Source organism: Rurimicrobium arvi, from assembly GCF_039540495.1.
Classification (GTDB): domain Bacteria; phylum Bacteroidota; class Bacteroidia; order Chitinophagales; family Chitinophagaceae; genus Rurimicrobium; species Rurimicrobium arvi.
Genome location: NZ_BAABEZ010000022.1, coordinates 370,597 through 395,570, shown reverse-complemented (window position 1 = coordinate 395,570; position 24,974 = coordinate 370,597). Strand labels below are relative to the sequence as shown.

At 48.6% G+C, this 24,974-nt stretch carries 18 protein-coding genes and 1 tRNA gene; 11 read left to right on the top strand and 8 right to left on the bottom strand.

Annotated features, from left to right (window positions below; all coding sequences use genetic code 11):
- Positions 1-75 precede the first annotated feature (75 nt).
- The 4 genes from ABD846_RS08440 to rnhA form a co-directional block, all read right to left on the bottom strand.
- Positions 76-1,356 carry a serine hydroxymethyltransferase gene (locus ABD846_RS08440; protein WP_344825216.1) on the bottom strand — a complete coding sequence of 427 codons (1,281 nt, stop codon included), beginning with the start codon at positions 1,354-1,356 and terminating at the stop codon, positions 76-78.
- Positions 1,357-1,433: 77 nt separating this feature from the next.
- Positions 1,434-1,802, bottom strand: a complete 369-nt coding sequence (locus tag ABD846_RS08435; protein ID WP_344825213.1) for a YccF domain-containing protein — start codon at positions 1,800-1,802, stop codon at positions 1,434-1,436.
- Positions 1,803-1,818: 16 nt separating this feature from the next.
- Positions 1,819-3,033 (bottom strand): BaiN/RdsA family NAD(P)/FAD-dependent oxidoreductase, encoded by a 1,215-nt coding sequence (locus tag ABD846_RS08430; RefSeq protein ID WP_344825210.1) that lies wholly within the window; start codon positions 3,031-3,033, stop codon positions 1,819-1,821.
- Positions 3,033-3,512, bottom strand: coding sequence for a ribonuclease HI (gene rnhA / locus ABD846_RS08425; RefSeq protein ID WP_344825207.1), 480 nt, complete (start codon positions 3,510-3,512; stop codon positions 3,033-3,035). Before rnhA ends, ABD846_RS08430 begins: the two co-directional genes overlap by 1 nt.
- Before the next feature lie 50 nt (positions 3,513-3,562).
- On the opposite strand from rnhA, the gene ABD846_RS08420 reads away from it, so the two are divergent.
- Both ABD846_RS08420 and ABD846_RS08415 read left to right on the top strand, forming a co-directional pair.
- Positions 3,563-4,303, top strand: coding sequence for a menaquinone biosynthetic enzyme MqnA/MqnD family protein (locus ABD846_RS08420; RefSeq protein ID WP_344825205.1), 741 nt, complete (start codon positions 3,563-3,565; stop codon positions 4,301-4,303).
- A 4-nt stretch (positions 4,304-4,307) separates the two neighbouring features.
- Positions 4,308-5,168, top strand: coding sequence for a hydroxymethylglutaryl-CoA lyase (locus ABD846_RS08415; RefSeq protein ID WP_344825202.1), 861 nt, complete (start codon positions 4,308-4,310; stop codon positions 5,166-5,168).
- Between the two features lie 23 nt (positions 5,169-5,191).
- On the opposite strand, the gene ABD846_RS08410 is transcribed toward ABD846_RS08415, so the two are convergent.
- A complete protein-coding gene (locus ABD846_RS08410; RefSeq protein WP_344825200.1) occupies positions 5,192-6,529 on the bottom strand; it encodes an APC family permease in 1,338 nt (445 codons plus the stop codon).
- 108 nt (positions 6,530-6,637) lie between these two features.
- On the opposite strand from ABD846_RS08410, the gene ABD846_RS08405 reads away from it, so the two are divergent.
- The gene (locus tag ABD846_RS08405) at positions 6,638-7,519 is read left to right on the top strand and encodes a DUF72 domain-containing protein (RefSeq protein WP_344825197.1); all 882 of its coding nucleotides are present in this window, start codon (positions 6,638-6,640) and stop codon (positions 7,517-7,519) included.
- A gap of 4 nt (positions 7,520-7,523) precedes the next feature.
- On the opposite strand, the gene ABD846_RS08400 is transcribed toward ABD846_RS08405, so the two are convergent.
- A complete protein-coding gene (locus ABD846_RS08400) occupies positions 7,524-8,357 on the bottom strand; it encodes a BadF/BadG/BcrA/BcrD ATPase family protein (protein ID WP_344825194.1) in 834 nt (277 codons plus the stop codon).
- A gap of 96 nt (positions 8,358-8,453) precedes the next feature.
- Positions 8,454-9,119 (bottom strand): peptide-methionine (S)-S-oxide reductase MsrA, encoded by a 666-nt coding sequence (msrA, locus tag ABD846_RS08395; protein ID WP_425568026.1) that lies wholly within the window; start codon positions 9,117-9,119, stop codon positions 8,454-8,456.
- Between the two features lie 150 nt (positions 9,120-9,269).
- Here msrA and ABD846_RS08390 point away from each other — a divergent pair.
- The 4 genes from ABD846_RS08390 (at position 9,270) to ABD846_RS08375 (ending at position 18,370) form a co-directional block, all read left to right on the top strand.
- Positions 9,270-9,357: transfer RNA gene (locus tag ABD846_RS08390), tRNA-Ser, on the top strand.
- A 485-nt stretch (positions 9,358-9,842) separates the two neighbouring features.
- Positions 9,843-13,019 (top strand): FG-GAP-like repeat-containing protein, encoded by a 3,177-nt coding sequence (locus tag ABD846_RS08385; protein WP_344825191.1) that lies wholly within the window; start codon positions 9,843-9,845, stop codon positions 13,017-13,019.
- Positions 13,020-13,194: 175 nt separating this feature from the next.
- Positions 13,195-16,377 carry an FG-GAP-like repeat-containing protein gene (locus tag ABD846_RS08380; RefSeq protein ID WP_344825189.1) on the top strand — a complete coding sequence of 1,061 codons (3,183 nt, stop codon included), beginning with the start codon at positions 13,195-13,197 and terminating at the stop codon, positions 16,375-16,377.
- Between the two features lie 319 nt (positions 16,378-16,696).
- Positions 16,697-18,370 carry a T9SS type A sorting domain-containing protein gene (locus ABD846_RS08375; protein WP_344825186.1) on the top strand — a complete coding sequence of 558 codons (1,674 nt, stop codon included), beginning with the start codon at positions 16,697-16,699 and terminating at the stop codon, positions 18,368-18,370.
- 2 nt (positions 18,371-18,372) lie between these two features.
- Here the strand turns inward: ABD846_RS08375 and ABD846_RS08370 are convergent, their stop codons facing one another.
- The gene (locus tag ABD846_RS08370) at positions 18,373-19,206 is read right to left on the bottom strand and encodes an alpha/beta fold hydrolase (RefSeq protein ID WP_344825184.1); all 834 of its coding nucleotides are present in this window, start codon (positions 19,204-19,206) and stop codon (positions 18,373-18,375) included.
- A 634-nt stretch (positions 19,207-19,840) separates the two neighbouring features.
- On the opposite strand from ABD846_RS08370, the gene ABD846_RS08365 reads away from it, so the two are divergent.
- From ABD846_RS08365 to ABD846_RS08350, 4 genes are read left to right on the top strand one after another with little or no spacing between them, the layout of a single operon-like run.
- Positions 19,841-22,705, top strand: a complete 2,865-nt coding sequence (locus tag ABD846_RS08365; RefSeq protein WP_344825180.1) for a hypothetical protein — start codon at positions 19,841-19,843, stop codon at positions 22,703-22,705.
- 16 nt (positions 22,706-22,721) lie between these two features.
- Positions 22,722-23,900, top strand: coding sequence for a hypothetical protein (locus ABD846_RS08360; protein WP_344825177.1), 1,179 nt, complete (start codon positions 22,722-22,724; stop codon positions 23,898-23,900).
- Entirely contained in the window at positions 23,897-24,385 is a 489-nt protein-coding gene (locus tag ABD846_RS08355) for an OmpH family outer membrane protein (protein ID WP_344825174.1), read from the top strand. Before ABD846_RS08360 ends, ABD846_RS08355 begins: the two co-directional genes overlap by 4 nt.
- Positions 24,369-24,965, top strand: a complete 597-nt coding sequence (locus ABD846_RS08350) for a hypothetical protein (RefSeq protein ID WP_344825171.1) — start codon at positions 24,369-24,371, stop codon at positions 24,963-24,965. The genes ABD846_RS08355 and ABD846_RS08350 overlap by 17 nt, the downstream gene beginning before the upstream one ends.
- The last annotated feature ends 9 nt before the right edge of the window (positions 24,966-24,974 follow it).

Below are 24,974 nucleotides of genomic sequence, written 5' to 3'. Positions count from 1 at the left end.
TTAGGCACGTTTTTTGAAACCATAAAAAACCCGGTTGCGTATGTGCAACCGGGTCGCTGATTACGTTTACCTGACCTAGGCCATTTCAGGGTAGAGTGGGAATGCAGTCATAAATTCATTGACTTCACCGCGTACCCGGGCGATAACGGTTTCGTCATCGGGGGCGGTCAGCACCTTATCCAGCCATTCGACTACCTGTGTCATATCTTTTTCTTTCAGTCCGCGTGTGGTGATCGCAGGTACACCCACCCGGATGCCGGATGTAATGAACGGAGATTTGTCATCAAACGGAACCATGTTTTTATTCAGGGTGATATCCGCTTTTACCAGCGTATTTTCCGCTTTCTTACCGGAAATATTTTTATTACGCAGGTCAATGAGCAGCAAATGGTTGTCGGTGCCGCCTGAAACGATGTTATATCCTTTATTCAAGAATATTTCAGCGGCAGCCTGAGCATTCAGTTGCATTTGTTTTGCGTATGATTTGTATTCATCCTGAAGGATTTCAAAGAATGAAACTGCTTTTGCGGCAATCACATGCTCCAGCGGTCCGCCCTGAATACCAGGGAATACGGCCAGGTCCAGCAACTGGCTCAGCATGCGTGTTTCTCCTTTCGGACCCACGGCGCCCCAGTTGTTTTCGAAATCCTTTTTCATCATAATGATACCACCACGGGGTCCGCGCAATGTTTTGTGCGTGGTGGAGGTAACAAAATGACAATGATCGAACGGTGAGTTTAGCAATCCGGCTGCGATCATACCTGCCGGATGTGCAATATCTGCCAGTACGAGTGCACCAACTTTATCGGCTGCTGCGCGGATGCGGGCATAATCCCAGTCGCGGCTGTAAGCGGAAGCTCCGCAGATGATCAGACGTGGTTTTACTTCCAGCGCCTTTTGCTCCAGTGCATCATAATCTACACGACCGTCCTCGGCACGCACACCGTAATGATGTGCCTGGTATATTTTACCGGAGTAGGTAACCGGTGAACCATGCGTGAGGTGTCCTCCCATGCTCAGATCCAGGCCGAGGATCGTATCTCCTGGTTTTAATACGGCAAACATTACAGCCGTATTAGCCTGCGCGCCGCTGTGCGGCTGAACGTTTACATATTCAACGCCGAACACCTGTTTGGCGCGATCTATCGCGAGTTGCTCACTTTTATCCACTACTTCGCAACCACCGTAATAGCGTTTGCCGGGATATCCCTCGGCATACTTGTTCGTCATTACGTTGCCCATGGCCTGCATCACCTGCAGACTGGTGAAGTTTTCAGAAGCAATCAGTTCCAGACCGCGGCGTTGGCGCTCCAGTTCTTCGCGGATAAGTCCGAATATTTCTACGTCTTGTTTCATCTGTTGAATAACAAAGTTGTTTTTGTGGTCGCTAAAGTACTAAAAAACGCGCATCCGTGTGTCTCCCCGGCTCTTAATTAGTCGATACGCTTACCGAATGGCATCATAGACACCTCCACTAATTTGAAATGCTGCCTTGCAAACGGAATGCCGATAATTGTGATCGCCAGCAGAATTCCCCAGAAAATGTGATTCAGCGCGGTCAGCAGTCCGCCGCAAACCAACCAGATAATATTTGCAAAAACGGTGAGACATCCGAAGCTGCCACTACCGTAGCCGATTTTGCGTCCGAAAGGCATCAGCACGAGTCCTGCCAGCTTAAAGCATTGCAGTCCGAACGGTATGCCGATAATCGTCACGCAAAGTACGATTCCCCCGACGAGGTAGCCGACTGCGCTGATCAGTCCCCCGCAGATGAGCCAGATGATGTTTCCGATGAGGTTCATAATGTATATATGGTATTTATGCTTCTTTGACCATCGATTGGGCTGCGATCCAGGCACCGGTCCAGGCATTCTGGAAATTAAAGCCGCCGGTGATCCCGTCCACATCCGTGATTTCCCCGGCAAAATACAAAGACGGGTGTTGCCGGCTTTGCATGGTTGCCGGATCGATATCCTTAAGCCGCACGCCGCCGCAGGTCACGAATTCTTCTTTAAAGGTAGTCTTTCCTTTTACGGTAAAGCTTTGCCGGAGCAGGTTTTCTATCATTTTATTTTGCGGAGCAGCAGTCAGATCCGCCCAACGCGTTTGTTCGGGAACGCCGGATTCCTGCAATAAATATTCCCAGAGACGCCGCGGCAGGCCGAAGGGGCTTTTATGATCGATCAGTTGTTTGCCTTCTTCCGTACGAAGCCGCTTTATGTCGGTGCGTAATGTGTCGTCGTCTTTATCTTTCAGCCAGTTGATCAGCACGGTGAATGTGTAGTTGCGATCGTGCAGTTCGCGCGCAGCCCAGGCTGAGCAGCGTAACACCGCGGGTCCGGAAAATCCCCAGTGAGTGATCAGCAACGGACCCTGTTCCCGGATTTTTGTTCCGGCTATTTTCAGGGAAACTTCCGCAGCGATACCCATTAGTGAGGTCACCGGGTTGCCGGGAAGATTAAATGTAAAAAGAGAAGGAACGGGTGTTTCAATTGTCTGGGGGATAGCCCTGAGCCATGCATACTGTTCGTCTTTCGGGAAACCGCCGCAGGCGACCAATACCTTATCCGCCTCGTAAGTACTGCCATCCGCGAAACGGAGTGTATATCCGCCGGGCCTGCTTTCCAAAGCGTTCAGCGATTTGTTGTATTGCACCTGCACGCCATTGCGCATCATTTCCTTCCAGATACAGTCAATAATGGTCTGGGAGTCGTCGGTAACCGGGAACATACGTCCGTCAGATTCGGCTTTCAGCTGCACACCCCGGCTTTCGAACCAGCGTATCGTATCGGCAGGCCCGAACCGGTGCAGTGTTTTTTTCAGAAATTGTCTGCCTCTCGGATACCGCGCGGCAAGTTCTTCTATGTCGAAGCAGTTGTGTGTGACATTGCAGCGTCCGCCACCGCTCACCTTTACTTTCTGCAATGCTTTGCCGGTCTTCTCGAAAACACGTACCTCATGCCCTGCGTTTGCGGGGATATTGGCGGCTGCAAAGCATCCCGCGGCTCCGGCTCCGATGATGGCGATCTTCATTATCCGAATACAGGATTTTGTTCTTCATATTCAAAACCCTGATCCACCAGCCAGGGGCCATTATCGGCGGCGGCGGTAGCCAGTGCATCGCAACGGTTATTCATTACATTATCCGCATGGCCTTTTACCCATACGAGCTTTATATTATGTGCCACAGATAGTCTGTGGTATTCTTTCCACAGATCTGCATTTTTTTTGCCTTTGAAATCGATGCGCAGCCAGGATTGCAGCCAGCGCTTTTCCACAGCGTTCACGACATAGCTCGAATCGGAATGGACGACGATATTCAATCCGGTTTTGGTCAGCGCTTTCAGCGAAGCGATCACTGCCATGAGCTCCATACGGTTATTGGTCGTGCGGCGGTATCCCTGAGATAGTTCCTTTCTTTTTTGTCCCCAGATCAGCACCGCACCATAGCCGCCAGGGCCGGGATTCCCGCGCGAAGCACCATCTGTATAGATAATCAGTTTCTCTGTCATTGTCTTTCTATCCGCTATGGCAGACTATATTTGCGCACAAATGTAACCTGTTGGCAGACAAAATAAAAGTTGGAGCTGTTAGCTACCTCAATACCAAACCCTTGTTGTATGGACTTTCCCGTCCTCCCGTAATTGATTATATCGAACTCAGCACCGCTTATCCTTCCCAGCTTGCCCGGCAATTGCGGGATGGCGAAATAGATGTGGCCTTACTGCCCGTGGCAGCAATGCAGGAGATCCCCGGTGCGCATATCGTAAGCGATTATGGTATTGCAGCCGAAGCAAATGTGGTTTCCGTGGCCGTATTCAGCCAGGTGCCGATGGCAGAAATTGAAGAAGTGATCCTGGACTATCAGTCGCGTACTTCGGTGCGGCTCACACGTTTATTGTTTGAAGAACACTGGAAAAAGCCGGTACGTTTTATTCCGGCGTCCGAAAACTTTATCGGAGAAATCCGGGGAAACAGGGCGGGGGTGATCATTGGTGATCGCGCCCTGCAGCAATTACCTAATTTTCCCTATAATTACGATCTCTCTAAAGCCTGGACAGAACTGACAGGTCTGCCTTTTGTGTTTGCGGCCTGGGTGGCGAATAAGCCGTTACCGGAAGATTTCATCGACCGCTTTAATGAGGCGAACCGTATGGGACTGGACCATATCGACGAAATTGCGGATCAGTATGCCGTTCCGTATTACTCGCTGAAAACTTACTATAATGATAATATTTGCTATCGCCTTGATGCCGAAAAGCGGAAAGGCTTAGCTTTGTTTCTCGAAAAAATTAAAGAGTAGCGCCATGCAACATACACCGCTCCGACTGGTGGAATGCCCCAGGGATGCCATGCAGGGATGGAACCATTTTATCCCTACAGATAAGAAAATAGCCTACCTGAATCAACTATTGAAGGTGGGATTTGATGTGCTGGATTTCGGGTCATTTGTATCCCCGAAGGCAATTCCCCAGATGGCAGATACGAAGGAAGTGCTGGCCGGATTGAAACTCGATGGCACACGGAGCAAGCTGTTGGCGATCATTGCTAATACAAGGGGAGCCGAAGAAGCCTGTGCATTCGATGAGATCACATATCTGGGATTTCCTTTTTCCATCTCCGAAACCTTTCAGAAGCGCAATACCAACAAAACAATTGCCGAGTCGCTCAGTCAGGTGGAAGAAATCCAGAAACTTTGTTTACAGCATGGGAAACAGCTTGTAGTCTACATCTCCATGGGTTTCGGAAATCCATACGGTGATGAGTACAATGCACAGATCGCTATCGACTGGGTGCAGCGACTGAGCGGACTGGGTATCGGCGTTATTTCTATGGCGGACACGGTCGGTGTTGCGGAGCCGCAGGGGATCAATTACATATTCCGGCACCTGATACCGGAGTTTCCGCAATTGCAGATCGGGGCACACTTTCACTCTGCTCCGGACAACTGGCGGGAAAAGCTTGATGCGGCTTATGCATCCGGGTGCCGCATGTTCGACAGTTCCCTGAAAGGCATAGGCGGTTGCCCGATGGCTAAAGACGAACTCGTAGGTAATATTGCTACGGAACAGCTCGTACACTGGTGCGAACAGATGGAATTACCGGTGCAGCTTGATCGCGCGGCATTTGCCGAGGCTATGATGATGGCCGGTGAAGTATTTATATAAACAGGGGGTGAGCTCCGGTTATATCAGCGCTTATCGAATGGCCATTCGGATAAGCGCTTTGCTTTTATAAGATATACGACCATACCTGTTCCGATCACGATGATACCCGACAGAATCAGTTTTAAACCCGTGGAAATAAGTATACCTGCCCAGAGCACTATCGCAAGAATGACGGGAATCGGGTAGAGTGGCATTTTATAAGGAAACACATGCTGTTTTTTCCGGCGCAGCATCGTCAGGCCTATCGCCTGTCCGATAAACTGGATCATGATGCGCATGGCCAGTATTGCAGAGATCACCTCTTTTAATTTAAACATCAGGCTGAAGCAGAAAGCGACAATGCCAAGGGCCAGCAGGGAAATATGCGGGAATTGCCTCGTCGGATGCAGTTTCGCGAATATCGGGAAAAAAGCGCCGTCCTTTGCGGCGGCATAAGGAATGCGGCTGTAACCCAAGGTGGCGGAAAATACAGATGCAAACGCCACCCAGAGGATCAGACAGGTGAGCACAGTGGCAGCCGTATCGCCTGCCAGTTGCTGCATAAACAGGCTCAATACGAACTCACTGTCTTTGGCTACCTGCCACGGAATCACACTTGCGACACTTATGTTCATACTCAGGTACAGTACGGCGATGCCCGCAATGGATAAGAACATAGAACGCGGAATATTCTTTGCAGGGTCTTTGATCTCTGCTCCGAGATGACACACATTGTAATAACCCAGATAGCTGTATACGGTTTTTACACTTGCAAAACCGAGCGATGCGATGAACGCATAATTCAGTTGCAATCCTGAATTCATTTCTTTCAGTGGGGCCAGGAAATTGCCATGCGCAAGTCCGCCGCCGATAATCCAGAACATCGTGGCCAATACGCCGATCCAGAGTGCGACGCTGATCTTGCCGATCGACTGTATATTGCGGTAAAGCAAAAGGACGATCAATATCACCACCGATCCGCTTACGGCCTTGGCCTGAAACGGCGAAAGCGGAACCAGAAACGAGAAATAAGAGGCGAAGCCGATAGCTGCAGATGCGATTACGAGCGGAGCCTGGATCATCGTCTGCCACACAAACAGAAAGCTCATCATCTTCCCGGCTTTTTCGGCATGGTAGGCGCGTTTCAGGAATTGATAGGATCCTCCGGCTTCCGGGAACGCCGCTCCGAGTTCGCTCCACACCATTGCATCTACAAACGACAATACAGCGCCCAATATCCATGCATACAGGAAATAAGGGCCATTCATCAGTGCAATCACCATCGGCAGGGTAATAAACGGGCCTATACCCACCATATCAATCATATTGATGGCGGTGGCTTGTGCGAGTCCGAGGCGTCTTTGCATCTGGCTTTGTTCCATTGGCTTGGCTTGTTTGGCTGTAAAGATGCGGTATTCTTACGGCACCTGCAATCAATTTATCTTATGAACCTCACGCAGCCGCCGTGCCAAAAGCGATATATTTGCTATATGGAATTTGGAAAAGTTGCTGATCCTTCGCTGGTGGATTTCACATTGCCTGCAGATCATCCCGCCACGGTAAAATTGCTCCGTACACGTAAGATAAAAGAGCCACTGCAGGCCTATGTGGGGTGTGCAAAATGGAATCGTGCAGATCTGAAAGGCTTTTACCCGAGAGGTACCAAAGATGAACTGCAGTATTATTCCACGCAGTTCAATTCCATTGAGCTGAACGCCACTTTTTATGGTATGCCGGATGCTGCACAGGTAACTACCTGGAAAGAAAAGACTCCTGCCGGGTTCCGGTTTTTTCCGAAGATCACGAACACCGTTACACACTTCAAGCGACTGCTCAACGTTGCGGAACCGCTGGAACTGTATTGCGATGCGGTAAGCCATTTTGAAGAAAAGCTGGGTATGGTGTTTATGCAATTGCACGACAATTTCGCACCAAAAGATTTTGACAGACTTAAAGGCGTATTGGAAGCTTTCCCGAAAGGAATTCCTTTAGCGGTGGAAGTCCGTAATGCGCAATGGTTTTCCGATAAAGCTGTGTTTGATGCGTATTGCGGTTTACTGGAACAGCTGGGTACTACCAATATTATAGTGGATACGGCCGGACGCCGTGATCTGCTGCATATGCGACTCACCACTCCGGTTGCTTTTATCCGGTATGTGGGCGCCAATCACAGCAGCGACAAAGAACGACTGGATGATTGGGTGGAACGTCTGAAAATATGGAAAAAGGAAGGGTTACAGGAACTGTACTTTTTTGTGCATCAGAATATAGAGGTAGAGTCGCCGCTGCTGGCCACGCATTTTATCAGCAGGCTGAACGAAGAACTGAAACTCACCTTAAAAGTGCCGGGAAAAGAGCAGACGCTGTTCTGATGATTTACTTGTGATAAGCGATCAGGCCCTTCATCGGATTTTTTTCGATCGTGCCCAGCTCAAATTCATACTGATCGCAAAGGTTGCGGATCACATCTGAAAAGGTGTAAGCGATAGAACCTGTAAAATAAATGGGGTTGCGCCAGCTCTGGCGGTACTTCAATAAATGATGATGGAAGAAGTCGTTGAAACAGTCTTCGATAATATTTTCCACCATGAAATGCCCGCGGTTGTCGGCCAGCAGCGGAGCAAACGAAGCCAGGTAACGGTTGGGGAACGGTTGTTTATACAGGTGGGTGATGATTTCATTGAGATCGTTGCCGAAGTGTTCTTCAAAATACTGGCGTAGTTCGGCATCGAAAGTATTGTAGGCGTAGTGTTGCAGAATCCGTTTGCCCATATGGTTGCCGCTGCCTTCATCGCCGGCAATGAATCCGAGTGACGCAAGCTGCTCCCTGATCTTTTTCCCGTCGTAATAGCAAGCGTTCGATCCGGTGCCCAGAATGCAGACCATTCCTTTCTTATTTGCACAGAGCCCGCGTGCTGCCGCAAGAATATCATTTTCAACGGATATTTTGGTCGTATGAAAGAAAGCCTTGAGTGCATTTTTTACGAGCAGGCCGGTAATGCGCGAATTGACGCCCGCCCCGTAAAAAAAGATTTCGTCCGGCTTATGCTTCAGCTGCAATTGCTGTTGCAGTGCGGCAACGATATCGCCCGCTGACTGAAGATTCGGATTGAAACCATCTGTCTTGATCTGTTCGAGGATTTTTCCATTACGCAGGAGCACCCAGTCCGTTTTGGTCGACCCGCTTTCAGCGATCAGCTTTGTTGCCATAATACTTAGTTTATCGTCGAACAAATCTAGGGGTTTCGGGTATAAAAAAGCGCACTGCAGGAGTGCGCTTTAACGAAACAGAAAAATCTTTACCGCTTACTTCAGCTTGTCTTTAAATACTTTTTTAAACTTTTCAAGTTTGGGCTGTATCACCATCTGGCAATAGGGTTGCGAACCGTTCTGATTGTAATAATCCTGGTGATAATCCTCTGCAGGATAAAAAGGTTCTTCGGCCGTTACTTCCGTAACAATCGGCGAAGGATAGGCATGCTCGTCGTTCAGGGCTTTGATGTAATGCATTGCCTTTTCCTTTTGCTCTTCGTTGTGGTAGAAAATGGCGGAGCGGTATTGTGTTCCGTAATCGTTACCCTGACGGTTCAGCTGGGTAGGGTCGTGGCTGACGAAAAAAGCTGCCAGCAGTTCATCATAAGATACTACAGACGGATCGAAGGTTACCTGTGTTACTTCCGCATGGCCGGTATTGCCGGTACATACTTCTTTATAGGTCGGATTTTTAACGGTGCCACCCATGTAGCCGGATACGACTTTAGTCACTCCTTTCAATTGCTGGAATTGTGCTTCCGTGCACCAGAAGCATCCGGCTCCGAAGGTAGCGATGGAAGTGTGTGCGGCATCATGGTTTGGGTTGGCTTGGGATTCGTTCATTTTTGAGAAAGTTTTAGATTGTTCAACATGGTTTTTCTGACCGCAGGCGGCAAGTTGTAACAGCACACATGCGGCGGCAAGCATCTTTTTCAGCATAGCAATTGTTTTAGAAGCATATACGGCAAATATGACCCAAAGGTGTGCAGGAAAGGCTTATCACAGTGTTAAAAAACATGAGGGTGAAAAATATATGGAGAAAAGCGGAAAAAGATTTTGTAAATCATTCTCGTTGATTACTTTTGCAGCGGAGAGATGGCAGAGCGGTCGAATGCGGCGGTCTTGAAAACCGTTGACTGTTACAGGTCCGGGGGTTCGAATCCCTCTCTCTCCGCCAGCTTTGAAGCCCGACTATGGTCGGGCTTTTTTGTTGCCATACAGACAAACTCGTAGTCCGTTCAGGACCTTACGGATCATTCCGGTTTCTGCAATGCAGATGTCCCATCGCCTATTTTCTTTTTGTTTTAAACAGCTGTTAGCCAGTTTTATAGGTCATTGTGTGCGGCATTTTTGGCCGGATAACCAATTGATTTAATGAGAATTGCAAAAAGAGGTAAACATATATTTTTGTAGTCACTTTCAGATTTTTAAAATTTTATTTCCAGGAATATTTCCTGAATCATACGGTTACTGCAAGTAGCTAGCGTTTTCAATGTCAAATAGTTTTAAAAGCGTATATTATATTCAGTAAATGTTTTATATAACAGCATTAATTATGCGATTTTAAAAATATATAGGTATTCATTTTGTGCTGCTTAAAGAGTGAGTTTTCTTCTTATACATTTGTCGCGATAATTTTTTTGATCACCAAATTTTAGAAGAATGAAGAGAAAATTTATGACTTTTCTGGCGTTTGCGGCGGGCTCCTATGCCCTGCATGCGCAAAAACCGGTAGTGACGTCGGTAAATCCGATGACCGGCATTACAGGCAGCACTGTTGTTATCAGCGGTAGCGGATTCAACACTACCGCCAGCCTGAACAAAGTGTGGTTCGGCGCTACGGCAGCAACACCTGTTTCCGCCACCAGTACCTCGCTCACCGTGAATGTTCCGGCTGGTGCCAATTACAGTCACATCGCCGTGCTGAACCAGGGCTCCGGATTACAGGGAGAGCATGCATTCGGGTATTTTCTGCCCAGCTTTACCGGTAATGCAGGAAGCGTGGATTTCCAATTGCCTGCAAGTTTCACCGCATTGTCTTCGGCCAAGACTTTAACGGCTTCCGACCTGGATGGCGATGGAAAGACAGACCTCGTGTGTATCAATGGAACAACTATTTCCCTTTTCCGGAATACAGCTGCCAGCGGTTCGTTGACAGCCTCATCTCTGAGCGGGAAGTCGGACATTGCTATGAGCTCGTCGTTGTCCGGTATCGCAATTGCAGATATTGACGGTGACGGAAAGAAAGACCTGCTGGTAATCAACAATACCCTTAACAAATTATCCGTGTTCCGTAATATCGGAACTCCCGGTTCACTGACTGCCGCATCTTTTGCAGCAAAGGTGGACTTCAACACAGACGGGTATCCGGCGGGCATTACCATCGCCGATTTTGATGGTGATGGTAAACCGGACGTTGCCATCCGCAATGCGAGCACTTTTTCCGTATTCCGCAATACAGCATCAGGCGGCGCGATCAGTTCTTCCTCTTTCGCTGCCCGTGTGGACTATGCTATCGGTTCACTGCCTGAAACAGCAATCGCCAGTTGCGATCTCGACGGTGATAACAAAGCTGAGATTATTGTACCCAATTACAGGTTAAATACCGTATCTGTGTTTCGTAACACCGCTTCCGCAGGCAGCATTAGCACTTCTTCTTTCGCGTCAGCAGTGGATTTCGCTACAGGCGACGGTCCGAATACCGCCATCACCGGTGACATTGACGGGGACGGGCGTCCGGAGCTGATTGTCGCGAACCAGGTATCCCAGTCGATCTCGGTTTTGCGGAATACAGCTACTGCAGGCGCTATTACTACCGGTTCGTTTGCTGCCAAGACCGACTTTGCGCTGGGCAGTGCACCTTACCGTCTTGCTATCAGCGATGTTGATGGTGATGGTAAAGGTGATATCGTATCCACTCACTATACCGCGAATTCATTATGTGTATTGATGAACAATGCAGGCAGCGGAAGCATCAGTGCGTCTTCCCTGTCGGTACGCAGCAATTATATTACTGCGAGTGAAGCCTACGGATTATATGCCGGTGACCTGGACGGAGATGGCCGCGGGGACCTCGCTGTGACAAACTATTCATCCGGTACCCTCTCATTGTTACGCGCGAATGATGTGCCTTTCATCAGTGGTATCACACCGCTTACGGGGAAGGTGGGCAACACCATCACTATTACCGGTACCGGTTTCAACGCGAATCCTGCCAACAATAAGGTATGGTTTGGCGCCACGGCGGCGACACCTGTTTCCGTTACCAATACATCATTGACCGTAAATGTTCCTGCAGGAGCAACTTACAGTCAGGTAGGTGTTTTAAATAGTGCTACCGCGCTTTCCACACAATACACTACCGCGAATTTTATGCCTGCGTTCACCGGGGTTCCGGGCCTGATCGCACTGACGCAGAAGACGAAGTTTACCACAGGAAACAACCCAACCAATGCACTTGTCATCGATCTCGACGGCGATGGCAAACAGGATGTGGTAACGAGCAATGTGGATGGTAAGACCATTTCTATCTTCCGCAATACCCATACCAGCGGAAATATTGCTGCCGGTTCTCTTGCCGCTAAGGTAGATCTCGGACTGTTCCTGGCGCCTCTTATTGTAACTGCCGGCGATCTGGACGGCGATGGTAAACCCGAATTGATTGTTGCAGACGGACTGGGCAGCAAGGTTTCTGTCTTCCGTAATAACTGTACACCCGGATCAATCACTGCTGCGTCATTCGCTACCAAACTGGATCTGACTGTGTCTTTCCCGACCGATGTGACAATCGGCGATCTGGATGCGGATGGTAAGCCGGAAATTATTGCTACAAAAGCATACGATATGGGCATTTCTGTATTCCGCAATACCATGGTCAAAGGTACATTCGACAGCAGGTCATTCGCTGCCCCGGTAAGTTTCGTAACCGGTGCCTTTCCATTGCTTGTTGCTGCAGCCGACCTTGACGGCGATAAGAAAACGGATGTGGTAGTCGTAAACAGGGATCAGAAAACAGTTTCTGTATTCCGGAACATCGCTAACGGTGCCTTTACAAGCAGTTCGCTGGCGGCTAAGGTCGACTTCGTTACAGGAGATCAGAAAATGGCTGGAATGGCCATTGGTGATCTGAACGCCGACGGAAAGCCTGAGATGGCTTTTCATGGCGAAAAAGACTCATTGATCATATTCCCCAATACTGCTGTTGCGGGAAGTCTCACCGCAAGTTCTTTCGGAACTAAGGTACGCCTGTACTCTCCCTTGCCTTATACCGGTGTGAAAATTGCAGACATGGACGGTGACGGTAAAACGGATCTGGTAATTTCCACAATCAGCTCTGTTTCCGTATTCCGTACGACTACTACCGGTACGATCACTCCTGCATCATTTGCAGCGAGGCTTACGCTTCCACTGGATATCAGCCCGGGCTTCCTGTCTGTAGTGGATATGGATGGTGATAAACGTCCGGATATCGTTGCTCCCGGAGTTAAATCCACAACCCTCATGATCATCAGTTGGGATGTGGCTACTGCTACCGGGCGCATGATCGAAGGTGATGCCACTGATGCATTGGCATCTGCCGATGGATTTACACTTGAGCAGAATGTCCCGAATCCATTCACTGCCAATACGAGCATCAGTTATACCCTTTCCGGAAATGCGGCCGTAACACTGGAACTGTATGATGTTACCGGTAAAAGAACGGCGTCCCTGGTGAACGCTCAACAGGAGCAGGGAAAATATACGGTGAATATTGATGGTGCAAACCTCACAAGCGGCGTGTATCTCTTTGTACTGAAAGTAGCGGATAAAGTGTATTACAAACGTGCAGTTAAACTGTAATTGCCGGATATAATTTCATTAGTCAGGCTGTAAGCCGGTGCCTGTGAAAATACAGGTGCCGGCTTTTCCTGTGCGCACCTTTGCTGCGAGCTACATCGACGGACTACGCCAATAAAAGCTAACCGAAGAGAGCCTTTATAAACCGAAGCCATTTATTGACCAAATTTTAAAAAATATGAAGAAGCAATTTATGATTTTTCTGGCGCTTGCAGCAAGCGCTTACGCGCTCCATGCGCAGAAGCCGGTAGTAAGTTCTGTAAGTCCGGTGACCGGCATTACAGGTAGCACCGTTGTTATCAGCGGCAGCGGTTTTAATACAACTGCGAGTCTGAATAAAGTATGGTTTGGCGCTACGGCTGCGGTTCCTGTGTCTTCCACCGGAACCTCACTTACGGTAAGTGTTCCGTCCGGAGCGAATTACAGCCGTATCACGGTGCTGAACCAGGGTTCGGGTTTGCAGGGGCAGCATGCATCCGGCTATTTTCTGCCGGGCTTTTCCGGTAGTGCGGGAAGTGTGGATTATCTGTCTCCCGTGAGCACTATGGGGCCATTGCTGCCCAAAGCAGTAGCATCAGCCGACCTGGATGGAGACGGCAAGCCGGACCTGGCCAGCATCGGTCAGTCTGCAATTGCACTTTACAGGAACACGTCTGTCAGTGGCTCATTCACCGCTTCTTCTTTAAGTTCGAAGTCGGAGATTGCCATGAGCACATCATTGTCCGGTATCGCAATTGCGGATATAGATGGAGACGGGAAGCAGGACCTTATTGTGATCAACAGCATTACCAACAAGTTGTCTGTATTCCGCAATATTGCGACGGCAGGATCACTTACTGCGGCGTCTTTTGCACCGCGTATTGATTTTGCTACTGACGGTTCTCCGGGCGGGATTACAGTTGCTGATTTCGACGGTGACGGAAGGCCGGATGTTGCAGTCCGCAACTGGAGCAGCTTTTCTGTGTTCCGCAATACAGCCTCGGGCGGCACGATCAGCGTTGCTTCTTTTGCCTCGCGGGTGGATTATCCTGCCGGATCTTATCCTGCAGCGGGTTTGACGAGCTGTGATCTTGATGGCGATAACAAAGCGGAGATTATTGTTCCTAACTATAATGCAAACACGATTTCGGTGTTCCGTAATACGGCTTCTGCGGGAAGCATTACCGCCTCTTCTTTTGCATCGGCAGTAGATTTTGCCACGGGCAACGGTCCATCTTCTGCGATCACTGGTGATATTGACGGAGACGGTCGTCCGGAACTGATTGTTGCGAACCAGGTATCCCAATCAATATCCATACTTCGGAATACGGGTGCTGCGGGCGCTGTTACTGCCGGTTCATTTGCAGCAAAGGCCGACTTTGCATTGGGCAGTGTTCCGTATAATGTCACTATTGCAGATGCAGACGGCGATGGCAAAGGTGATATCGTAACCAGTCACTTTGCCTCAAATTCACTGAGCGTATTGCTCAACAATGCGAACAGCGGAAGCATCGGCGCCTCTTCTCTGTCGGTTCGCAGTAATTACCTTCGTGTGAACGAAGCGTACGGATTGTATGCAGGTGACCTGGATGGAGATGGTCGCGGGGACCTGACCGTCACGAGTTATACATCGGGTATGCTGTCTGTATTGCGCTCAAACGATATACCTTTTATCAACTCGATCGCCCCGCTCAGCGGTAAAGTGGGCAGTACCGTTACCATTACCGGCAAGGGATTTAACGCGATTCCGTCTAATAACAAAGTGTGGTTTGGCGCCACAGCAGCGACACCGGTTTCCGGCAGCAATACATCGTTGACGGTTACAGTACCGAAGGGAGCTACATTCAGCAATATACAGGTGTTGAACACGGTGTCCCGGCTTTCGTCCCAGTACACTTCGGCTTTTGTGCCGACTTTCACGAATACACCGGGTACGATTGATTATAGCAAACAGGCAAGCTTTGCAACAGATCCATACTGCTATCAGGCTATCGTTACCGATGTGGATGGCGACGGCGCCTCAGATGTGATCATCGGTCTGGTATGGAATAATAATTTTGTTGTGTACCGGAATATTCACACCGGCGGCAATATCTCTGCGGCTTCATTTGCCCCTCCGGTTGGTTTTGGGAGCATGGTATCTCCCACCAATCTAGCGAGCGGAGACCTGGACGGGGATGGCAAGCCGGATGTGGTAGCTACTTTTGGGCAGGCGAGCAGGTTTTACATTTATCGCAACCAGAGTACACCCGGAACGATTACATCTTCATCTTTTGCGGATAGAATTCAACTCCGAGGTGGTGCAAGGACACCTTTAGGTGCAGAGATTTCCGATTTAGACGGGGATGGCAAGCCGGAAATTATTTTGGTAGATGAAAAAGACTCTTGTCTTGTGATCTACCGCAATGGCGTTAACGGAACGATGGACAGCAGTTCTTTCGGCGCGCCGTTCAAATTCCGTACCGGAAATGGTCCGGTGAAATGTGCTGTCGGCGATCTGGACGGGGATAAAAAGCCGGATATCGTTGTTGTTAATGAGGCGGGTCAAAACATTTCCATATTCCGTAATGTGGGCAACGGGCGTTTCAACAGCACTTCGCTGGCTCCGAAGATAGATATTTACACAGGAATAGCACCTATGCACGGTGTTTCACTGGCCGATCTGAATGCAGACGGGAAACCTGATATAACGCTTACAGGTGACCTGAACGATTCCATATTTCTGTTCCGGAATAAATATGTATCCGGCATTTTTGACAGTAATGCCTTTGCACCGCGGGAAAGAATATCCGGCTATCGGGCTTTGGCAGATGTAGTGATCGGTGATGTTGACGGAGATGCAAAGCCGGATCTGATAGTTCCTTCGTGGTATTCAATGTCGATTTTTCGCAATATATCTACGGGCGGGACATTAAACGCAAGTTCGTTTGGACCCAGAATTGATATACCTATCAACAATTATCCTACTTACTCAGCAACTGGCGATATTGATGGCGATAAACGCGTGGATATTGTAATTCCCAGCATGGACTGGCCGTGGTTTTTAGTCCTGAGCCGGGATGTGGCTACCGCTACGGGACGTATGATTGAAGACGATTCCACAAATGTGCTGACATCTGCCGATGGATTTACGCTGGAGCAGAATGTTCCGAATCCATTCACAACCCATACGAGCATCAGTTATGCTCTCTCCGGAAATGCAGCCGTAACACTGGAACTGTATGATGTTACCGGTAAAAGAACGGCGTCCCTGGTGAACGCTCAGCAGGAACAGGGAACCTATACGGTGAACATAGACGGCACCGGTATGACAAGCGGAGTGTACCTCTTTGTACTGAAAGTAGCGGATAAAGTGTATTACAAACGTGCGGTGAAACAGTAATCGTTGAATATAGCAGTTCATGAGGAAGCCGGTGCCTGTGATTATACAGGTGCCGGCTTTTTTGTGCTTTTAAGTCAATGAAATCGAAAGGGCTGAATGTTTTACCATCGAATGAGTATACAGCATTGTCATTCATAACACCAGCGGCAGTTCCCCTACAATCCTTATATGCCCGCTGCCGTAAGCGGAAAAAGAATCCGGAAATAAAAACAGTGCATTACTAAAAGGGACAGATTATTCCGGACAGGCGTTGCTTTTACCACGATAGTTTATATATTTGAATATTCTATGTTTGTTACATAACCCTTAAGCCAGAGCAATGAAAAAATATCTACTGCTGGTTACATTATACCAGATAACCATTGCTGCTACCGGCCAGACACCCAAACATATATGGGCCAATAGTATTGATGCAAATTCTTACGGCGAATCCCTGGCCTCCGATGCGCATGGAAATGTTTACCAGACCGGGGTCTTCAGGGGCGCAGTCGATTTTGACCCTTCGTCGGCAGTATATACGATGACTACCGGTGACAGTCTGGACATATTCATTGCTAAAACAGATCCGGACGGAAATTTTCTCTGGAGCCAGCAATTCGGTGTCGCAGCTAAAAATGATATCGGTAATTCTGTGACTACGGATCATAAAGACCGTATATGTGTTACGGGGGCATTTAACGACACCGTTGATTTCGATGCCGGTCCGTTAGTACGCGAGTTGAAATCCGGTTGGGCGGGGCGCAGTGCATTTGTGCTGCAGTTAGATAGCAACGGCGCCTTCAACTGGGCCAGGACGTTTTTCGGTAATATCACTACCCGGACGATCGGGACCGATGCGGACAACAACATATATGTGATCGGCCAATACCGCGATTCGGTAAGTTTTGATCCATACGGGCCAGGTGCACGGTTTTCCGGATCGGGCAATTTTCTATTGAAACTCCGGGAAGACGGTTCGTTTATCTGGGTAAAAAGGATCGGTGCACTCAGCGCAGCATCTCTGCTGTCGTTTGCGGTAAATAAATATGGGGAAGTGTATTGCTGCGGTGTTTTCAGTGAAACAACTGATCTCGATCCGGATGCAGGTGTGTTCACAGTCAGCGGTAGCGGAGTATTTGTAGTTAAGCTGGATGATAAAGGCGCATATAGCTGGGTAAAGCAGATAGACAGATCAGGTGCAGCTTCGTTGGTGGTATGGTCGGTGGGGCTGGATGCTGCAGGCAATCTTTATGGTACAGGACAATTTGCTGATTCAATTGATTTTGATCCCTCACCTGCTGTATCCGCCCTTAAGACGGCATCTTATAAAAGCGCTGATGCGTGTGTGTTCAAATGGGACAGTTCCGGAAATTTTTTGTGGGTCAGGGGTGCAGGCGGCACCGCAGTATCGAATCTTTCCATGGCGGTGGATTCGCTGGGTAACAGTCATGTGCAGGGATCTTATTCAGGTTCTGTAAATTTCGATCCACCCGGTACTACATATTTGTTTTCCAGTCCCGGTACGTCGGATATTTTTGTCGCATCATTTGACCCAAATGGTAAAACGAAGTGGGCAAAGAGTATGGGCGGGTATAGCGACGACTTTGCCGGAACGATTATTGTCGGTCCCGGCAATACACTCTATAATTCCGGGAACTTTATTAATGATATTTTTTTTGACACATCGGTGTTGTCTTCCGGCACCAGCATCAGTGGATTTTTTCTGCAGAAGATGCAGTTTATTCCGCTTGAGATCAGAGAGCAACCCAAAGGCCGTCTTTTTTCATTACAGCCCAATCCTGCAACAGATGTCGTAACGATTACACTCAATTGTACTGCCGGACAGAACTATACGGTGATGGTGTATGATATAACAGGTCGCCTCGTTCTGAACAATGACTGCGTACAGGTGCTCACGCAACTGGATCTGCGTTCACTGCTTCCGGGTAATTATCTGGTATGCGTTCGCGACGAAGTTCAGTCGCTGGGTGCTATGATGCTACAAAAGCAGTAACATCAATATCTCATCGATGTGTCTCTGAAAGGTTCAGAAAGGAATTTGTCCGTAAGCAGGTTAAATAACGCAGGATTGGTTTTAGGCACTTCATGTTTTTCACCGGGCAGAAAGCAGAGGTCGGCGTAACGGATGCTTTTATAAATAAACAAAGTGTGTTCCTCCCTGATCACATCCCGGTCACCTGATATAACCAGCACCGGAACCGCTATTCTGCCCAGATCCGCTGCGGTAATGTGCGGTTGAAACTCCATCAGCCGCATACGTTGCCGCACCATTTCCCAATTATCGCTTGTGTCTTTCTGACGGATTTTCTCTTCGGCTGCAAGGCGGTCCAGGTGTATTTTATGAATAACGCTATCGTAAAGTGCAGTGGAATCCGGCCATAAATTGGCGCTGAAAGCTACTATTTTTTTGATGTGGGAAGGGTAATAAATTCCCATCAGAAGCGCAACAATCGCACCATCGCTCTTGCCGATAATATTTACAGAATCAAGATGCATCACTCTGATAAAAGCGGCCATATCTTCAGCCTGCTGTACGTAGGTGAGTGTATCCGTTCCCATGTCTGATTTGCCACGCCCGCGGCAATCGACAGCATACACAGTGTACTTCTGAGCAAAATAGGGTATCTGTGTTTTCCATCCTTTGGTGGCAGTACCATTGCCATGAATCAGCAGTAGTGCGGGACCTGCGCCATAAGTCTCGTAGTAATGCCGTATCCCGTTGAGTACAATATATTTTCCTGCTGCCGGATTATTACCGTAAGGAATTTCCTGAGCATGCAGGTGCAGACTTGTAACCGATAGCCATATCAGCAACAATGTAACTTTCATCAGGGAGTTTGATCGCATGGGTTTACAGATGGACTGGTTTGGAAAGAAGATGCAGACTTCCCGATAAAAATACCGATAGAATGGCAATTTTTATCCCGGGGGGATGATAAGTCTTTTGCCGACCGGAACAATTAACTGAAAGTCGCACAGATTCAGACTGCAACATACTTACCGAAAAAACGCAATCTGTATATAGCTATACTTTTTTTAATGCGCATTAGTGACATCGCTAATTTCAGAAACGATAGCCGTTTATTTTGCTCAAACCGCTCGTCGGGGAATGCAGCTCCGGATGTGTTCGATAATTGGTTCCATTGTCAGCTATGTTTATATAAACTAATTGCTATTTCTTGGGCGTTGATAAACATACTTATCCACATTGTGGCGAACAACAAAATATCGTTTTTCTTCTATTGTCATCTATGTATAAATTACTGTATAATAGTGAATTAACGATCTTTAACAAATTTAGAATATTTACTAAGTGTATAGCGATATTCACCATTTTTGGCACTTTATCAACAGAATTTGCAATTAATCGTTCTTAATATAATTATTACTGGTTTTGAATTTTCCATGTGCGATTGTATGTTCGCATATCCAAATCGTCAACACTTTGTTAAAAGCTATAGCCTTGACAATACTGCTATACTTGCCTGTGTGCACCTACGCACAGTGGGAGCGGGGAATCCGTCTGGTGACAGACTTTCCTGAGTATAGCCGTAGTCATGGTTTTTCGCAGCGTATATCCTACCAGAGTGGTATAGATACTGTTTTGGAAGTGCGTATTCGTTGCTGGCAGATTCGGGATACGGATTCCGTTCATTTGTACAGCTATCGTTTTTCAGACGTAAAGCTTCGTAAGGGTGCTCATTTTGCGGATCTGCGGTATCGTGACGGTGTGGAAGAGGGTAGGTCGAACGCTTCTTTTTCAGAGGTGATCCGCCAGCTGCGCACGGTGCCTGCAGGTGCCTATTACACCGAAGTCAAGCTTCTGGGGTCAGACGGTTCTGTGTATTACAGCACGGGCAGTACGGAATACATCGACACGCTGCTTCCGGAACGTTCGGGACTGAAAGCTTCGCTGGAGCATCAGCTGAGCCGCGGGGTACAGGCGGCAACTGCAAAAACAAGCCGCAAAGCCAATTCCCGGCAGATAGAAGCGAGCCAGCGCAAAGTAAACCGCAGCCTTCGTCCTGTGAAAGGGATGGAGAGCCGTACGGTGCATGAAGGGGATAAGGACTATACACAGATCTACTACAAAGAATTCCTGATCGGTAAATATGAGCTGTCCTCATTAGGCGACCTGAAGGAGAAGATCAGCAATGGCCGCCGGCAACTTGAGCATGTGCCGGGTGCAGGTGTGGCTACAGACCTGAACAATTTTTCGGGTGTAAGTGCACAGATGCGGGAACTGGGTAAGGGCGTGAAGAACGAAAGCCGTTACAAAGGCTACATCGATGTGAGTACGAACCGTGCCAATGCACAGGACCCGCAATCGGTAATCGACCAGAACTACTCGGAAGTACAGGGCAGCCTGGATGTGGAACTGATGGGCGTTCCGTTCAATGTGGAAGGCTTTTATACGAGCCAGGACGCGAACCGCAAGGCCAAAGCCAGCTACCTGCGTTTTCATTACGATGTACAGACAGCAAAGGAAAAGCTGCAGCAGCGCCTGAATGCATACCAGTCCAAGCTGAAAGAAACCATGGGTAAAGGCGCGGGAATGGAATCGGTGTATGGCAGCTACGCAAACAGTCTTCGCGGTCAGAAGACGCAACTGCTGCACCGGCTTGTAGCAGAGAGCGGGATCGACAGCGGGACGCTGAGCCGCCACAACGGGGACCTGGAAAAAGCCTACGCGGAACTGGAACAGAAGGGTAAAGACAGCCTGGGCAATGGTGCAGACAGCAGCACAAAGTTGAGATACCAACGCCTTCAGGAACGCAAGGAAAAGACACTGGCGCGCAAAGCAGACTTTGAAAAGCGCTACCGTTCACTGGAAGACAACGTACGCAAAGCAGAACATTACGAGCGCCTGCTGGAAAACTACCGCAATAAGACAATGATCGACTCTGCGATCATGGCGGAACGCAGCAAATACCTGGGCAAAGGAGACCCCTCCTATAAAGACCTGTCCAAATCTGCTGTAGGTATCCTTCCGGAAGGCAACACGAAGAAATTTTTAACCGGTCTGACGCATTTCGATGCGGGGATCATCAATAAATACGAATCGGCCTACACAATGTCGGGCCAGAACCTGAAGGGGTTCAGCGTGGGCTATGATGCAGGCGCAGTGCGTACGGGTCTCACATTAGGCAGCACGGAATACGTATCCCGCGACGGGAATGTGGATCATTATTCAACCATGCTGTTGCGCGTGGATAACCACACGGCACAGAACCATAAGTTCAGCCTGCTGTACAACCTGACGATGCCTGCCAAAACAATGATGAGCGACAACCAGTTCATCGGGAAGAACGGGGCTACCTATCCGTCGTTCCGTTCGCCGACACAGATCCCGTCTTTTGTATACGACGGCAAGCTGGGCAAATACCTGACACTGCATACGGAAGCAGCCACTTCGATCAAATACCGGCAGCAGCAGGTGTTTGATATGGAACATTCCGCCATCAACGGGCAGGCCGACTTCCAGGTACCGAAGACGAGCATATTGCTGAAAGCAGGCTGGGAGCACCTGGGTCGCTCTTTTGAGAACAATACGCTGCCGTATATCCGCAGCGGAACGGAACGCTATACGCTCGGCACCTCTTTTGACCTGTTCAAAGGCTTTTTGTCCACGAAGCTGGATTATAATTTCCTGGTACAGCAGAACCTGTCCAGTAATGCTTACAGCCGCAAGTGGGGTATCGACCTGAAAACACATTCACGGCGCTACCCTTCAGTTGGCATCAGCTATAAACCTTTTTCTACGTTCCGCTCGGCTTCAGATACACTTTCGGTACCGCAGCGGCCGGTACAGGGAGAGGTTTGGACGGTAAGATCGTCTTACCAGATCAAGCGCCATAAGATCGTGCACCGCTTTACGGCATTGTGGAACCGGAACAAGAGTACTGCCGATACACTTCAGTATGTATCTGCAACGCTGCAGCTGGGTTATGTGCTGAGCCTGCCGAAGTTCACCATGAATGCGAGCCTGGGTCGGATCGACCAGCCGGCGAACTATGCGAGCGGCGACGGGGTGATGAGCAGCTATACGGCAATGCTGGGAGTGCAGCAGCCGATCGGCAAACAGTGGAATGTAAACCTGGGTCCCTCCATAGCCTGGACAGACTGGGGCGTTCAGCGCCTGGCCACGACAGCGGGGGTGAGCTGGGCGATGCAGGCTAAGCCACTGACGGTCCGCTTACAGATGCGGTACAGCCGTTACCGGATGAACGCAACAGAAGCATCGCAGGAATTGTACGTAGGGCAGTTGGGTATCAACTATCGCTTTAATGGCGTGTACCGGAAGAAATCAATGATTGAATCACAATAAAACAAACGGAAAGCATATGTCTGAACAGAACATCCGGATAGTAACCAGACCCAGGGCGGGGAGCAGCTTGTTGCTGTTGCTGCTGCTGTGGTTATTGAGCCTGCAGCCGCAGGCGGTACATGCCCAGCAGACAGGTTTGGGCGTGGACCTCTCGCTGATCGACGGGGTGGAACTCACACCGGCAAATATCTTCAATTACCGGCTGGAGAACCGGGGTCAGCAGAGCCAGAACGTATTGGTCCGGGGCCGGGTGTACTACCGGCAGTCGGCACTGAACTTCACGTATGAGTACCATATCAGCCTGCAACCAGGGGTGACACAAGTCAGCCGCGATATGATCAGTGCTCCCGTCTGGAACTTCTCCAGTCCGGGATTAAAGGAATTGTTCCAGCAGTACAACAAGTTGCCTCAGGGTACGTATGAGTATTGCGTGAGTGTGTATCCTCCCGGTACGAGTCCTGAGTATACCCCCGGAGATGAGCCACAGTCGTGCGTATACCAGACGGTAGACGACCTGTTCCTGATCAACCTGCTGAGTCCGGACAATGATGCGAAGATCTATGAGTACAACCCGATGCTGAGCTGGGTGGTGAACTACCCGTTTGCGAGCGAGCTCACCTACCGGCTGAGGGTGGCGGAGCTGAAGACAGGACAGAATCCGCAGAACGCGATCACACGCAACAACGCGATGTACCAGGACAACAACGTAATGAGTACCTCTGCGGTGTACCCGGTTACGGCGCGTCCTTTACAGAAATGGCAACCCTATGTGTGGACGGTGGATGCGTATTACAAAGGTATCCTGCTGGGCGGAGCCGAAGTATGGAAGTTCACCATTATTGATGATAGTGAATATATGGCGGCAGATGTGGAACAGTCTTACTATGAGTTTGACAGACATAATGGTGATACGCGCATAAATGCATATGGGTCACTTTGCCTGAAGTATATATCAGAATTGAATGCGGATACGCTCAACGTAAGCATTGTAGATAACGATGGATCATTCACGGCTTACAAAGACAAACCTTTACCGGTAAAACTTGGTGATAACCGTATAAAGATTGAACTCGAACAACAGGTTTCGCTTAAACATGAAGGAAAATATACCGCAATTGTTTTGCACGGACAGAACAAAAAATTCATCATTCCTTTCACTTATTACAATCCTCTTTTCCTTAAAAATAAACAATGAAAAAATTAGCTGTTGATCGAATATTTATTGCGATAGCGGTACTTGTCAGCACCGTTGCTTTAATAATATCCATTTCTCCTTCTAAGTCGGATGGACCAGTGTATATAGATATCGGGCGCTTAGTGGGAGGTTACAAATTCAAAAAAGATATGGAGCTGGAGGGACAGTCGAATCTTTATAAAATACGCAACACTGTAGATAGTCTTAAACTGATAAATCAGACTAACCCTTCTCCTTTACTGGCAACTCAACTGACAAATGCACAAAATGCATTTGATAAATACCAGGCTTATCTGGAGCAGGATATGACTGCGAAAGTATGGGAACGTCTCAACCCGCAACTCGAAGAATTCGGAAAGGAAATGGGATACAGGATAATTATTGGTGCAAATGGCAGGGGTACCGTTTTGTATGGAAGTTCAAGTATTGACGTTACGGAAAAAGCAATTGAGTTTGTAAATCATAAATATGAAAAAGGTAATTAGCTTTTTGGTACTTGTTGCTTTGTTTGCCGCTTGCAAACCTGCAGACAGATCGCCCGGGGATTATCTGCAGTATATGAGCGATCCGAAGAACGGATATCTGATAGAGCATAAGATAGGACATCATGAATATGCAATACAGCTGGCCACACCGGAGTATATGGCATGTCAGGAGCAGTCTGACAAGCCTTTTAACGAAAGTATATTCCGGGCCCGCGTTGCGGAATTAAAAAATGTGGTGTATTTCCTGATCCGGATGAAGACACTTTCAGCCGCGTCCGACGAAGTGATGCGGCCCAGAACACTTTCCGAGGCGGATGCAGCTGTTGCCTACTATGCACAGGAAGCAATGCAGGACATTAAGCTGAAGGCGGGAGAAAAAACGTTCTCCCCGGTGGCATACGAGTATGAAAATAATTACGGATTGAGTCCTTATAATACCATACTAGTGGCGTTTAATACCGGTTCGTCATCTGAAGACCTGCTACTCACTTTCGACGATCGATACCGGCAGGCGCCAGCCATAAATTCATCCTTTAAGCAGTCATTGTTGTCATCAGCGCCTGGTGTACAACTCAAATAATTTTTCAGA